The sequence below is a fragment of the Mesorhizobium sp. P2_F5 genome (genome assembly GCF_056403715.1).
Genome location: NZ_JBFUEY010000015.1, coordinates 104482 through 118138 on the forward strand (window position 1 = coordinate 104482; position 13657 = coordinate 118138).

12 protein-coding genes are annotated in these 13657 nt (G+C 63.4%); 5 read left to right on the top strand and 7 right to left on the bottom strand.

The window, feature by feature from the left end; genetic code table 11:
• Positions 1-179 precede the first annotated feature (179 nt).
• Positions 180-1343, bottom strand: a complete 1164-nt coding sequence (locus AC1DYO_RS20725; protein WP_477266371.1) for a cysteine desulfurase family protein — start codon at positions 1341-1343, stop codon at positions 180-182.
• 258 nt (positions 1344-1601) lie between these two features.
• Between AC1DYO_RS20725 and AC1DYO_RS20730 the strand changes: the two genes are divergently transcribed.
• Positions 1602-2276, top strand: coding sequence for an alpha/beta hydrolase (locus AC1DYO_RS20730; RefSeq protein WP_192253503.1), 675 nt, complete (start codon positions 1602-1604; stop codon positions 2274-2276).
• A gap of 169 nt (positions 2277-2445) precedes the next feature.
• Positions 2446-3099 carry an FMN-binding negative transcriptional regulator gene (locus AC1DYO_RS20735; protein WP_477266372.1) on the top strand — a complete coding sequence of 218 codons (654 nt, stop codon included), beginning with the start codon at positions 2446-2448 and terminating at the stop codon, positions 3097-3099.
• Here AC1DYO_RS20735 and AC1DYO_RS20740 read toward each other — a convergent pair.
• Genes AC1DYO_RS20740 through AC1DYO_RS20760 form a run of 5 tightly spaced genes read right to left on the bottom strand, consistent with a single transcriptional unit; the run spans position 3096 to position 7044 of the window.
• Positions 3096-3938 carry a phosphatase PAP2 family protein gene (locus AC1DYO_RS20740; RefSeq protein ID WP_477266373.1) on the bottom strand — a complete coding sequence of 281 codons (843 nt, stop codon included), beginning with the start codon at positions 3936-3938 and terminating at the stop codon, positions 3096-3098. The genes AC1DYO_RS20735 and AC1DYO_RS20740 overlap by 4 nt on opposite strands.
• Positions 3935-5578, bottom strand: coding sequence for an ArnT family glycosyltransferase (locus AC1DYO_RS20745; RefSeq protein ID WP_477266374.1), 1644 nt, complete (start codon positions 5576-5578; stop codon positions 3935-3937). Before AC1DYO_RS20745 ends, AC1DYO_RS20740 begins: the two co-directional genes overlap by 4 nt.
• Before the next feature lie 31 nt (positions 5579-5609).
• Positions 5610-5945 (bottom strand): lipid-A-disaccharide synthase N-terminal domain-containing protein, encoded by a 336-nt coding sequence (locus AC1DYO_RS20750; RefSeq protein WP_181057250.1) that lies wholly within the window; start codon positions 5943-5945, stop codon positions 5610-5612.
• Positions 5938-6672 (bottom strand): glycosyltransferase family 2 protein, encoded by a 735-nt coding sequence (locus AC1DYO_RS20755; protein ID WP_477266375.1) that lies wholly within the window; start codon positions 6670-6672, stop codon positions 5938-5940. The genes AC1DYO_RS20750 and AC1DYO_RS20755 overlap by 8 nt, the downstream gene beginning before the upstream one ends.
• A gap of 18 nt (positions 6673-6690) precedes the next feature.
• Positions 6691-7044: a hypothetical protein gene (locus AC1DYO_RS20760; protein ID WP_477266376.1), complete on the bottom strand. Its 354-nt coding sequence runs from the start codon at positions 7042-7044 to the stop codon at positions 6691-6693.
• Between AC1DYO_RS20760 and tyrS the strand changes: the two genes are divergently transcribed.
• A complete protein-coding gene (gene tyrS, locus AC1DYO_RS20765; RefSeq protein WP_477266377.1) occupies positions 6988-8241 on the top strand; it encodes a tyrosine--tRNA ligase in 1254 nt (417 codons plus the stop codon). The two genes, AC1DYO_RS20760 and tyrS, sit on opposite strands and share 57 nt — an antisense overlap.
• A gap of 19 nt (positions 8242-8260) precedes the next feature.
• On the opposite strand, the gene AC1DYO_RS20770 is transcribed toward tyrS, so the two are convergent.
• Positions 8261-11647, bottom strand: a complete 3387-nt coding sequence (locus AC1DYO_RS20770) for a hypothetical protein (RefSeq protein WP_477266378.1) — start codon at positions 11645-11647, stop codon at positions 8261-8263.
• Positions 11648-11742: 95 nt separating this feature from the next.
• On the opposite strand from AC1DYO_RS20770, the gene AC1DYO_RS20775 reads away from it, so the two are divergent.
• Together AC1DYO_RS20775 and AC1DYO_RS20780 are read left to right on the top strand one after the other, a co-directional pair.
• Complete coding sequence (locus AC1DYO_RS20775; RefSeq protein ID WP_477266379.1) at positions 11743-12210, top strand: peroxiredoxin; 468 nt, start codon at positions 11743-11745, stop codon at positions 12208-12210.
• 141 nt (positions 12211-12351) lie between these two features.
• Complete coding sequence (locus AC1DYO_RS20780; RefSeq protein WP_477266380.1) at positions 12352-13629, top strand: M23 family metallopeptidase; 1278 nt, start codon at positions 12352-12354, stop codon at positions 13627-13629.
• Positions 13630-13657: the final 28 nt, after the last annotated feature.

Genomic DNA, 13657 nt, shown 5'->3' on the forward strand with positions numbered 1-13657 from the left:
TCCATCCACGCCGGGGTCAAGGCCCGACAGTTTTCAAACTATGGCATCGCCGAGGGCTGCCCATTGGGCGCCGAAGGCGGCGTAAGTTCCATATAGTGCGTCTCGACCGGGAATTCACCCGGCCACTTGCAAACGCACGGCTCTACCAGGCCACGAGGCCTGAATTTCTTTTCGCCGCCTCAGGCGGCTTGTTCCCTGCCCGCCCGGCGCTGGGCAATGCCCGCCAGCGCAGTACGAAACAGGTCGATATCCCCGGCACTCGTTGCGTGGCCGATGGACACGCGCAAAGCACCGAGGCTGTCGCCGTAACCCATGGCTTTCAGCACATGGCTCGGCCCGACCTTGCCCGACGAACAGGCCGATCCCGCCGACAGCGCCACGCCGGCCAGATCGAAAGCGATCTGCGCCGTCTCGGCCTTGATGCCGGGAATAGCGAAGAATGTCGTATTGGCAAGCCTTGGCGCGCCGGTTCCGAAGATTTCCGCGTCCGGCACCAGGGTTTTGATGATGGTTTCGACTTCACCGCGGCGATGCGCGAGCGCATCGATGTCGCTCAGCCCCGCCAGAGCCTGCCGCGCCGCGGCGCCAAAGCCGGCGATGGCCGCCAGGTTTTCGGTGCCGCCGCGATGGCCTTTTTCCTGGCCGCCGCCATTGATCAGCGGCTTTGGCATCATCAGATCGGCTGCCGCAATGATGGCGCCGACGCCCTTGGGGCCGCCGATCTTGTGCGAAGACAGAATCAAATAGTCGGCGTAAGGCGCTGACATATCGATGGAAACGCGGCCCACCGCCTGCACGGCGTCAACCATCAGAATGCCGCCCGCCGCCTTGACGATGGCAGCGATGCGATCAATCGGCTGGATGACGCCGGTCTCGTTGTTGGCGGCATGGATGGCGACCAGCGGCAGGCCCTCGGCCTTGTCATGCGCGGCCAGAGCCGCCGTCAGTTGAGCGAGATCGGCGATGCCGTTGGCATCGACACCGATCCGCGAAACCTGAGACGCAGGAAAACGGCCGCCATTGAGCAGGCAAGGATGATCGGCTTCGCAGACATAGAGCCGGCTCATGCGCACAGTGCCACGGCCCATCTGCCAGTCCGGCGTCAAAAGCGTCGAGGCGGCCTCGGTTGCGCCGGAGGTGAACACGACATGCTCGGCCCTGGCGCCAACAAGCGCGGCCACGTCGCGCCGGGCAGCATCGATCAGCCTGCGCGCCGCGCGGCCTTCGGCATGCACCGACGACGGATTGGCGACAAGATCAAGCGCGGCAATCGTCGCCTCACGTGCCTCTGCGGTGAGCGGCGCGCTGGCATTGTAGTCGAGATAGGCGCGTGCTGCGGCCATTTTCACTCAATCGATCCCGTCAAAACCCATTCCGCAGGGATAGCGCGTTATTTCCTTGAAATTGCAAGGCAAGACGTCCTATTTACGCGGCTTGCGGCGGGGATGGCCGAGCCGTCACGGCTGGCTATCCAGTTTTGAACAATTCTAAACTAGCTTCTAAGAAGACGCTCGCCCTGCGTCAAGGCCTGCAGAAGGCTGGGGGCCAGAGTAAAGAGTTGTTCCGGGCGCCGCGCATTCGTATGCCACGTGGAGTATTTTATGCCTGAGGTCATTTTCACCGGTCCGGCCGGCCGCCTGGAGGGTCGCTACCAGCCTTCCAAGGAAAAGAGCGCGCCGATTGCCATCGTGTTGCACCCGCATCCGCAGTTCGGCGGCACGATGAACAACAAGATCGTCTATGACCTCTTCTACATGTTCCAGAAGCGCGATTTCACCACGCTTCGCTTCAATTTCCGCGGCATCGGCCGCAGCCAGGGCGAATTCGACCACGGCACCGGCGAATTGTCGGATGCGGCCGCGGCGTTGGACTGGGTGCAGTCGCTGCATCCGGATTCCAAGAGCTGCTGGGTCGCCGGCTATTCCTTCGGCTCATGGATCGGCATGCAGCTCCTGATGCGCCGTCCGGAGATCGAAGGCTTCATCTCGATCGCGCCGCAGCCCAACACCTATGATTTCTCGTTTCTGGCGCCCTGCCCGTCATCGGGCCTGATCATCCATGGCGACGCCGACAAGGTGGCGCCGCCCAAGGACGTGCAAGGCCTGGTCGACAAGCTGCACACGCAAAAGGGCATCACCATCACACAGAAGACCTTGCCCGGCGCCAACCATTTCTTCGCCAACGATTCCGAGCTGCTGCTCGAGGAATGCGCCGACTATCTCGACCGGCGGCTGGCCGGCGAATTGTCGGATCCGCGGCCGAAGCGGCTGCGCTAGAGGCCTGGTCCCTCCCAATCGGATGTTGCGCCGTGCGCATTCGTGCCCGTGACGGGCGCGAATGCCGTTTCCGCTGATCCATATGATCTGGCACGCCTGACATGTGGCGCAGCCTGGCTGAACGGTGCAGAATGCCGGGTTCAGAAAGCCGAAGAAGGCGTGACCGATCATGTACCAACCTCCCCATTTCATCGAAACGCGACAGGACGTCCTGCACGGGCTGATCCGGGCACATCCGCTGGGGTTGCTGATTTCAAATGGACAGGACGGCCCCATCGCCAACGCCATTCCGTTCCTGCTCGACGCCGAGGCGGGGCCGAACGGCAAGCTGCGCGCGCACCTTGCCAAGGCCAACCCGCAATGGCGCCTGCTTGCCGACAATCCGGCATCGCCGGTGCTGGTGGTGTTCCAGGGCGCCGACGCCTATGTGACGCCGTCCTGGTATGAGACCAAGCGCGAGACCGGCAAGGTCGTGCCGACCTGGAACTACGCCATCGTCCAGGTGCGCGGAACGGTCAAGGTGATCGAGGATACCGCCTGGATCGCGCGGCAGATTTCCGATCTGACGCTATCCCAGGAAGGCGCCCGGGAGACGCCCTGGGCGGTCACCGATGCGCCGCCAAGCTACATCCAGTCGCAGATCAAGGGCATTATTGGGCTGGAGATCGAGATCGCCGAGATCAGCGGCAAGTGGAAGGTCAGCCAGAACCGGCCTGTCGCCGATCGCGTCGGTGTCGCCGAGGGGCTTGAAAGCGAGGCGCCGAGCGCAAGCGCGCCGGATATGGCCGGGCTGGTTCGATCCTATGGCGGGCTTGAGCCTTAGTAGTTTGCGGGCCGGTCCGCAGCGACGCGGTTTTGAACCGGTGGACCGCCTGCCAATCGAAAGGTCGTCTTGCGGACGGGCAATCCGGACGGTGTCCGGCGAAAGATGAAGCCAAGCCGCGCAAGGATAAGCCCACACAGGATCGCGACGGCGCAGCCGAGGCCGAAACCGGCGACCGTGTCGCTCGGGTAATGCGCGCCGACGAACACCCGGGTGGAGGCGATGCAGGCGGTGATTGCCAGTGCGACGTACCAGCGCTTTGGAAACAGCAGCAGAGCGATGCCGAACACGGCGCCCATGGTGGTGGCGTGGCCGGATGGAAAAGCGGCAAAGCGGGCATTCATGGCGAATGGATGCAGTGACAGCACGCCGAAATTGTCGAAATAGAGCGGCCGCGCCCGGCCGATGCCGTATTTCAGCACATTGACCGCAAGGCCCGACAGGCCAACTCCGCCAAGCACCAGGAAGGCAAAGCAGGTCCAGTTGTAAACCAGCATCCGCGATCGCCTGGAAAGGCTTCGCCAATCCGTCAGATTGGCGGCTACGAGCAAGGCGGCTGCCGGGATCAGATACCAGCCGCCGAGGCCAAAAACCGTGAAAAACTCAGTAAACCTGGCAAGCCGAGGCGGCCATTCCCCCCAGAGGACGCCTGCCGCCCGGTCGAGGTGAACGAAGGCGGCAGCGGCAAGCAGGATCCAGGCCACGAGCCAGACCGGCCAGGCAATGTCGGGATAGTAGGTTTTGCGCGCGGCAAAGCGCTTGCCGACGATGCGCATCGTATCGAGGAAATTGTCGCGCGACCGGTGAAACACCACGGACGGCGTTACGGGGGTTTTCACCTGGCCACCCGATAGAGGCCAAGCTGCAGCCTGTCGCCCGAGGAATAATTGAGGCCGTCGATCTCGGCGAGACGATTGGCCGTCTTGCCTTGCGCGGCCAGCATATCGTTCAGCTTCTTCTCGTCGGCGACTGGCGCCAGCCCGAGCGCGCAGGCCGGATCGCCGAGCAGGTGTCCGGCGACGCCGTCAACATCGGTCAGGATTGTCTTGGTCCCGACCAGGAAGACAAGACTCGGTTCGTGATACGGCGCCGAGGCAAGCACGGTCGTGTCGCAGGGACGGTTCGCGTCGACCGCGGCCTTGATCGCCGGGCTCAGCCAGATCGGCTTCAGCGACGGGGCAATTATCCCGAACAGCAAGCCAAGGGTGATGCCGGCGCCGGCCGCAATCGCGCCGATGCGGGGGAGCGACACCTGCAACTGCCGGGGAAAGGCAAGGTAGCCGGTGACAAGTGCTGCAAGTGCGGCCGGAATGCTCCACCACGAGAATGCCTTGGCGAGATAGATCGGCGCGCCAACCGAGACAACCGCGAGGCCGATACTGACCAGGCCAAGACCGAAGGCGGTCGACCACCAAAGCCATGACTGCCACCGCTTGAGCGGCGCATTGGCGTCGTCCGGCTGCAGGGTCAGAAGCCAGCCGACCAGCAGCGCCATGCCGGGATAGGCCGGCAGCACATAATGCGGCAGCTTGGTCGGGATCAACTCGAACACCAGCCAGAACGGGATGTACCAGGCAAGGCAAAAGCGCAGGCGCGGATCGTCGCGCAAGCGGTTGAGCGCCTGAAGCCCGGCGCCGACGGCGATCAGCCCGAACGGCCACATGAACAACGAATAGGTCAGCACATAGAAACCGGGCGGAATGCCGTGCGATTCCTCCCCTGAGGCAACCTTGCCCAGCATGTCCTTGCCGACCGCCTGCTGCAGGAAGGCGCCATGGCTCTTCCAGGTGATCAGCGCGAGCCAGGGCAGTGCGATCAAGAGCACGATCAAAAGGCCGCGGCCGACTTTCAGGTTTTTCAACCAGCGTCCATCGCGCTCGAAAGCAAACAGCGCGGCAACAGTCAGCGCCGACAACAGGGGTGCGATCGGTCCCTTGATCAGGATCGCAATGCCCTGCGCCACCCAGAATATCCACCAGAGATGGCCGGCCACCGGTTCGTTGCGGCGCGACGCCGTATAGATCCGCGCCAGGGCGCCTTGCGCGGCAACGCAGCAGGCCAGAAGCATGGCGTCGGTCTTGGCGTCGCGGCCTTCGAAGGCGGTGGCGAAGATCGCTGCCATGATCAGTCCGGCCGCGAGGCCGGCATTGGCGCCGAAAAGACTGGCGCCTGTCCACGCGATCGCCACCACGGCAATGGCGATGCCCAGCGCCGAGACCAGGCGATAGACCCAGATCGGCGCCCCGGCCCCCTCGCCGCTCAGCGCCACGGCCGCCGATTGCAGCCAATAGATGCCGACCGGCTTCTGGTAGCGTGACATGTCCTGGAAGCGGATGTCGACATAATCGCCGGTTTCGACCATCTGCTTGGTGGCCTGGACGAAACGCGATTCATCGCGGTCGATCGGCGGCAGCGAAGCCAGCCCGCTGGCCGTCAGCAGCAGGCTGAACAGGAAAAGCAGGACATAATTCCTGTTCATTGCGACCACCGGATCCTGCCTTCGAGACTTCCTAGTCGACCTTGGTCATCGCCGCCGCCTTGCGCTCATTGGCGATGAGCCAGAGGTTCCTGATATAGATCAGCATGCCCATGGCCTGGCCGGCGATGAACACCGGATCCTGACGCACGATCGCATAGATCAGCAGCAGGCCGCCGCCGAACAGGGAAAAGAACCAGAAAGCGACCGGCACGACGCTGCGCTTGGCCTTTTCCGAAGCGAGCCACTGCACGACGAAGCGCATGGTGAAGAAGAACTGGGCGACGAAGCCGAGCAGGATCCAGGCGTCGAACTGCTTGATGAAAACCTGATGCAGCCAGGTCGCCAGTTCCTGGAACACGTTAGCCATGCGTGATTTCCTCTACCTTTGGCATTCTGCGGCGCCGGCGCCGAAGCCACCAGACGCCGGCGAGATCGAGCGCGCCTTGCAGGCCGCGGTCGAAGATGCCGTAGTTCGACTTGCCGTGGCGGCGCGAGCGGTCGACGACGTCGCAGTGGACGACGCGGTAGCCTTCCTGGATGACCAGCGCCGGAACAAAACGATGCGTGCCGTCGAAGAACGGCAGTTTGCGCAGGATATCGGTATGGATCGCCTTCAGGCCGCAACCGGTGTCGCGGGTGTCGTCATGCAGGATCGCGCCACGCAGCCAGTTGGCGAAACGCGACGCCAATTGCTTGATCTTGCTGTCGCGGCGCTTCAGCCGCTGCCCTTGCGCGGCGCCGAAAGCGGGGCCTGCCTGACGCAGCGCGTCGATCAGGACCGGAATGTATTGTGGGTCGTTCTGGCCGTCGCCGTCGATGGTTGCGACGATCGCGCCGCGCGCCGCCCAGGCGCCGGAGCGCACCGAAAGCGACTGGCCGGCGGATTTTTCGTGGCGCAGCTGACGAAGCGGAAACGGGCGTTTGGCCGTCTCGGCGGCAAGCACCGAAGCCGTATCGTCGGTCGAACCGTCATTGACGATGATGATTTCGAAGTCGCGGCCGGTCATCGCGGCCTCGATCTCGTCGATCAGAAGCGGCAGGTTCGCCGCTTCGTTACGGCAAGGAATGACGATGGATATCAATGCGTCCGGCATATGTCGCGTCGGGCTCTGTCACAGGATATGGCATTTTGGTGGATGCCGTGCGGTGCCGTTCCAGCGGATCGAAGGCTGCAAGAACCCGTTGGCGCGGCGCCTCATTACGCCAGCCGGCACGATGAAGCAAGCATAGCTGAGGTCTTGCACGCGGACGTGAAAACCGGATTCTCCTTTTGCTGATCGCGACCTTTGATTTTGGCGCGCGGTCGAACGCAAAACCGGAAACCACTTTTGCTGATCGCGCTTGGATGCTAAACGCCCGCGTTCATAACACGCCGGGCGGTTCAGGCCCGGCGCTTTCAGGAAGAAAAAATGGCCGGCTTCAAATCCGATTTCCTGCGCGTCATGAGCGAGCGCGGTTTCATCCACCAGATCTCGGATGAGACCGGGCTGGACCAGCTTTTCGCCAAGGAAAAAGTGACCGCCTATGTCGGCTACGACGCCACCGCGACCAGCCTGCATATCGGCAATCTGATATCGGCGACCATGCTCTACTGGATGCAGGAGACCGGCCACCGGCCGATCGCGCTGATGGGCGGCGGCACCTCGATGATCGGCGACCCGTCCTTCCGCGACGACCAGCGCAGCCTTTTGACGCCCGAGGCGATCGCCACCAACATCGAAGGTATCAAGCGCATTTTTAGCCGCATCCTGCGCTTCGGCGACACCGGCAACGACGCGATCATGGTCAACAATGCCGACTGGCTGATGAAGCTCAACTATGTCGAGTTCCTGCGCGATGTCGGCCGCCACTTTTCGGTCAACCGGATGCTGACCTTCGACAGCGTGAAGCTCAGGCTCGAGCGCGAACAGTCGCTGTCGTTCCTCGAATTCAACTACATGATCCTGCAGGGCTATGATTTCGTCGAGCTCAGCCGGCGCCATGACTGCCGGCTGCAGATGGGCGGTTCGGACCAGTGGGGCAACATCATCAACGGCGTCGACCTCGGCCACCGCATGGGCACGCCGCAGCTCTATGCACTGACCACGCCGCTTCTGACGACATCGTCGGGCGCCAAGATGGGCAAGTCGGCCAAGGGCGCGGTGTGGCTGAACGGCGATCTCTTCTCGCCCTATGATTTCTGGCAGTACTGGCGCAACACCGAGGATGCCGACGTCGAGCGCTTCCTGAAGATTTTCACCCGCCTGCCGCTGTCGGAGATCGCGCGGCTGGCGGCACTCGGCGGCTCCGAAATCAACGAGGCCAAGAAGGTGCTGGCGACGGAAACCACGACCATCGTGCACGGCCGTGAGGCGGCGCTCGCAGCCGAGGAAACAGCGCGCAAGACGTTCGAGGAAGGCGTGACCGCCGAAACCCTGCCGACCGTCGAGGTGGATGGCGCAACGCTGGAGGCCGGCATCGGCATCCTGTCGCTGCTGGTCACAGCGGGCCTTGCCGGGTCCAACGGCGAGGCGCGCCGGCACATTCAGGGCGGCGCCGTGCGCCTCAACGACCAGCCGGTGGCGGACGACCGCCGGATGGTAACGCCTCAGGATCTCAGTCCGGAAAACGTCGCGAAGCTCTCAGTGGGCAAGAAAAAGCACGTGCTTGTGCGGCCGGCCTGAGCCGTCTTCTGACGGATCTTCAGCGGTATTCGAAGATCGACCTGAATATTCCCGGCGCGATCACCGATAGCGGGTTGATGTCCAGCACCGGCTTGTTGGCGTTGCCCTTGAGCCGGTAGGTGACGCCGATCAGGCCGCGGTCGCGGCCATTGCCGAGCAACGCGCCGACCAGCGGCAATTCGCCGAAGATCCGGTTGAGGCCATAGGCCGGCATGAACGTGCCGGTCATGTCCATATTGTTGTCCTGGTCGTAGAGCGTGCCCTGGAAGGTGGTGCCGATGCGCGGGCCACGCAGCACGCCATTGGCCAGCTTCAAATAGCCGGACCCCTTGTCGATCTCGGTAAAGCCGCGCTCGAATTTTACCCGCGAGGTGTCGATCTTGCCTTTGACCGCTTCATTCAGGCTGCGGCTGTCGCCGACCGGCGTGGTCGAGACGATCGAGGCGAGCTTCGGTTCGTCGACAATGAAGAAGTTGCTCGAATCGACCTGACCCCGCATCGGCCCGTCGGCCGCGCCGCTGAGCGACAGCGTGATCGATCCGCCTTCCATGTGTTCGTAGATGTTGAGGAAGCGCAATATGGCGCCGGCGTCGGCCGACGTCATGTTGAGTGCGCGCGCGCCGTTGCCCGTCGTATTGCTGATGGTGATGGCGGCGCCCGAACTTGCCGTGGCGCTGACCTTCAGCCCGTTTACTTTGGAACCGGCGGCGCTGTAGTCGAGCTTCAGGTTGGACAGGACCTCGTCGTGGAACCCGGTCAGCGAATTGACATCGGCGCTGACCGACACCGCATCCGTGCCGGTGGTCTTGGTGGCGGTATCGACGTCGGAGGTGAACTGCTTGATCAGCGAGCGGGCGTCGAGCGCGTTGCCGCTGACGTCGACCGCAAAGCCCTTGCCCGACCGCTTCACCGTCACCGCGACGTCGTCGCCCCGGTTCAAGGCGACCTTGCTGAAGCGCGCCGACGACAGCGCGCCCTTGACCAGGACGACATCGCCTTCGACAGAAAAGCTCTTTCCGTCGAGGTCGAAATCGGACAACGTCGTGGTGTCGCCGGACTTGGCCATGGTGAAGGTGGCGTTGGCAGGAATGCCCGGCCCTTTGCTCCAGCCGGCCCAGGGAATGTCCAGCCTGGCACTGGTCAGGTCGACCGCGACGTTCTGGCTGCCGCCTTCACCGCTCTTGTCGATCGCCACCTTGATGGTGCCGGAAATCAGCGGCGACAAGCCAGGCATGGCGATGGCGCGCGTCTTGTCGTCGAGCACCAGCGCCACCTTGCGGCTGCGCGGCGGCCCGTCATCCCTAAGCGGCTCGACCAGGTCGAGCTCGGCCGGAATGCCGTTCAGCTTCGCGTCGGCCGAGATCACCGCCTTGTCGGGTCCGACCTCGATCGAACCGTCGGCATCGGTCACCGTCTGATCTTCGAACGGCTTGGCGAGCGACAGGTCCTTGTAGTCGAGCGACACCAGCCAATCGAGCTTCGAAGTGTCGACACCGGACTGCAGCGGAATGTCGGCCTTGACGTGACCGGTCACCGTGCCGGACAGGTCGTCCGGCGCAATGCCGACATGACGCATGGCGTTGATCGGTTCATAGGAGGCGAGCTCGGCGATGGCCGGCGCCTCGCCGGCGACGTCGATTTCGAGCGCGCCGATCACCGGCGGGTGGTTCGCCGCCTTCACCGCCAGCGTGCCATTGCTTGCCGCCACGGTGCGGCCGCTCGGCATATAGACGCTGCCCGAGGACAGCGCGATGTCGACATCGTTGCCGTGGAAGGATACCACGCCGATGGCATCGCGGATCGGCGGGATGCGGCCGGCGGTGTCGAAGCGCGAGCCCTCGACCTGGAACCTGCCGAAAACCTCGTCGGCCGAAAGCGGCACGCCGTTGCCGAGACGCCCCGGGACGACCTGGAACTGCAGGTTGGCATCGGTGACACGACCGCCGAACAGGTTCTTCAGCACCCACAGCCGGGCATTCTTGGCGGAGAACCAGGGCCACAATTGCTTGACATGCGAGACCGGCATGTCGTGGACATTCAGGGACAAGGAAATGCCCGGCGGCCCATTGTCGATGAAGGAAACCGAACCTGTACCCAGCACCTCACTTCCCGATCCCGACCTGACGCCGATCTGCTCGGCGACGAGCTTGCGACTTTTGATCTGATAGACGCCGGCAATGCGGGCGAAGAAATTCAGCGCCGGCTCGGGCGATTCCGCCGGCGCCAGCGTCGAGCCGTCGCTGGTCAGGTCGTAGCGATAGGAAGGCTCCTCGCCCGCCGCGCCGGTCGGTGGCTTTGGCCCGATCGAACCGGCGAAATTGAAAGTCGAGCGCCCGGTCTTCAAAACCAGCCTGCCGACATCGATCTTGTTGGAGCCGGAGACAAGGTTGGCGTCGACGTCGACATCGGCTGGCAACAGCCCGCGTGTGCCGAGATCGAGCACCGAGCCGGTTAGCGACAGTGAGGCCGCCAGCCGAGAATCGCTCTCGCCCGAACCTTCAGCGCCCGTCAGCTTCAAAGCGATCGCGCCGGTTTTTCCACCGGCCGCCGGCGTGGTCTCTGGAACATCCGCCATGTCGATGGCGGCGTTCAATGCAGTGACGCGCAGGGAGGTCGTATCGCGGGTGGCGGTGGCGGTGACCGTAAGCGCCCGGCCGTCGACATCCGCCTCGGACGAAAACTCCATGCTGCCCGGGCCAGACTGAAGCACGGTGGCATTGGCAATGTTGACCAGCTTGACCGATCCGGCTTCGGGCAGTTCGAACGCGACATTCTTGAGATCGATGCGGCGCATCGAATCCTCGCGCACGGCATCGAGCGCGTGGTTGACGTTGCCGAAGACAGCGGCGGCCAGTTTTTCCGGATCGATGAGGCCGTCTTGATTGCGCAGCCCGGCTGTCCAGTCGCCGCCCGACGGCATGGCCGCGGTGACGATATGGGCGTCGGAAATCCTGGCGCTGGTCAGCCGCACCTCGCCCGAAAATAGCGGTATCAGACGAATGCCGAAACGCACACGCCCGGCATCGGCCATCGGCTTGCCGTCGGCGGTCTTGACGCTGACATCCTTGACCTGCAGCGCAATGAAGCTCGACCCGTCCAGTGTCAGCCGGGCCGGGCCGACGGCGACATTGACGTCGAAACCGGCGAGCTTCTCGATCGCCGTTTCGGCTTCCGTCCGCAGCCGCTCGCTGCCAATGCCGGTGGCGCCGATGACATAAACCGCGGCGGCGGCCAGCAGAACCAGGGCCGCAACGCCGGCAAACAGGCGGGCAAGGATACGAAAGCCACGGCCGATACGTGCCTTGCCGAGCGGCGGCACGCTGCAGGCAGACGGGAAAGTCCCCAGGTCGGTGATCTCGTCACGCCTGAATCGGATCTTCTCGTGCTGCGGTTCTTCCTGATCCACGCAATTTTCCGTTGTACGAATTCGATCGTGGACGAATCCCCGCTCGACACTATAACGATGCAGCCTGGCGCGTAACCTCAAACAAGGGCATCGATATGGCTGATCTCGACATTGGCGACGCCGCCCCGCAATTCGACCTTCCGCGCGATGGCGGCGGCTCGCTCAGCCTTGCCGCGTTGCGGGGAAAACCCCTCGTACTTTACTTCTATCCGCAGGACGACACCACAAGTTGCACCAATGAGGCGATCAGCTTTTCGCAGCTGAAGCCGGAGTTCGAGAAGGCCGGCGCCGTCGTGATCGGCCTTTCGCCGGACAGCGTGAAGAAACACGACAAGTTCAAAACCAAATACGATCTCACCGTCGATCTGGTTGCCGACGAAGAGCGCAAAGTGATCGAGGCCTACAATCTGTGGGTCGAAAAGACGATGTATGGCCGCAACTATATGGGCGTCGAACGGGCGACGTTCCTGATCGGCAAGGATGGCCGGATCGCCGGGATCTGGCGCAAGGTCCGCGTGAAAGGCCATGCCGAAGCGGTGCTGGAGGCGGTGCGCGCGCTCTGACGCCACCGATCTCGCCACCTTCCTACAACCTGCCGCTCGTTTCGCGCGCAATCCTTGCCAGACCGCGCCCACGGCAAAACTTTGTTAACCCTAATAATGTGTAATCAGGCTTCGTTGGTGTCGTAACGAAAGCTTGGTCCCGTGAACCCAACCGGTCAGTCAACGGTCTTCGGCAGACGCAGGGAGCCCCATACGGTCATCATTGCGCGGGGCAATGAGATACGGCATTTCACCATCCGACCGTGGCTCGTCGCCTTTCTTGGTTCAGCACTTGCGGCAATCGCCATCGGCTATCTGCTCGCAACCTCCTACCTGGTGCTGCGCGACGACCTGATCGGCGCCACCACGGCCAGGCAGGCGCGCATGCAGCAGGCCTATGAGGATCGCATCTCGGCATTGCGCGCCCAGGTCGACCGCATCACCAGCCGCCAGCTTCTCGACCAGAAACTGATGGAAACCAAGGTCAGCGAATTGCTCGAGCGGCAGAGCCAGCTCAGCCAGCGTCATGGCCGCCTCGGCCCGATTCTCGAACGGGCGGAAAACGAAGTCGGCACGCCGGCCGCCGCGGATACGGCGACTAGGCCCGATGAGCATGCCGAACTGACCGGCAGCGAGCCCCTGGCCTATTCGGTCGCCAGCCTCGGTTCGGCCGACACCAGGCCGTTCTCGCTGTGGTCGACCCGCTCCGATCCGCTGCCCAGCGAAACGGCGGCGGACCGTGCCGACAAGCTGTTCGTCTCGATCAACGATTCGCTGAAGGCCATCGAAAGCCAGCAGCTCACGCGTATCGCCACGCTTGCCGACAATGCCTACAAGAACGCCGATGCCATCACCCAGGCGCTCGAGGCGGCTGGCCTGCCGGTCGACAGCGATTTCGGCAAAAACGAAAGCGATGTCGGCGGCCCCCTGATCCCGCTCGACAGCTCGATGATGTTCGACAGCAAGGTCAAGGAGCTCGACGAGGCGCTGGACACGCTCGACCAGTTGAAGAAAGAGACGCGGCGGCTACCTCTAGCCAATCCGGCGCCCGGCCACTCCGTCACTAGCCCATTCGGCGTGCGCACCGACCCGATCCTTGGCACCGCAGCCCTGCATTCGGGCATGGATTTCCGCGCGCCGATCGGCATGGCGGCCAAGGTCACGGCGGCCGGTGTCGTCACCAAGGCCGGCTGGAACGGCGGCTATGGCCGCATGGTCGAGGTCGACCACGGCAATGGCTTTGCCACCCGTTATGGCCATTTGAGCGAAATCGACGTGGAAGTCGGGCAGAAGCTGGCGGCCGGCGACGTCGTCGGCAAGACCGGCAGTAGCGGCCGCTCGACCGGCCCGCATCTGCATTACGAAGTCCGCCACAATGGCGAAGCCATAGACCCGCTGCGCTTCCTGACCGTCGGCAAGAAGGTCGAGCAGTACCTGTAGGATCAACGCGACCGATTGGTATCAGCGC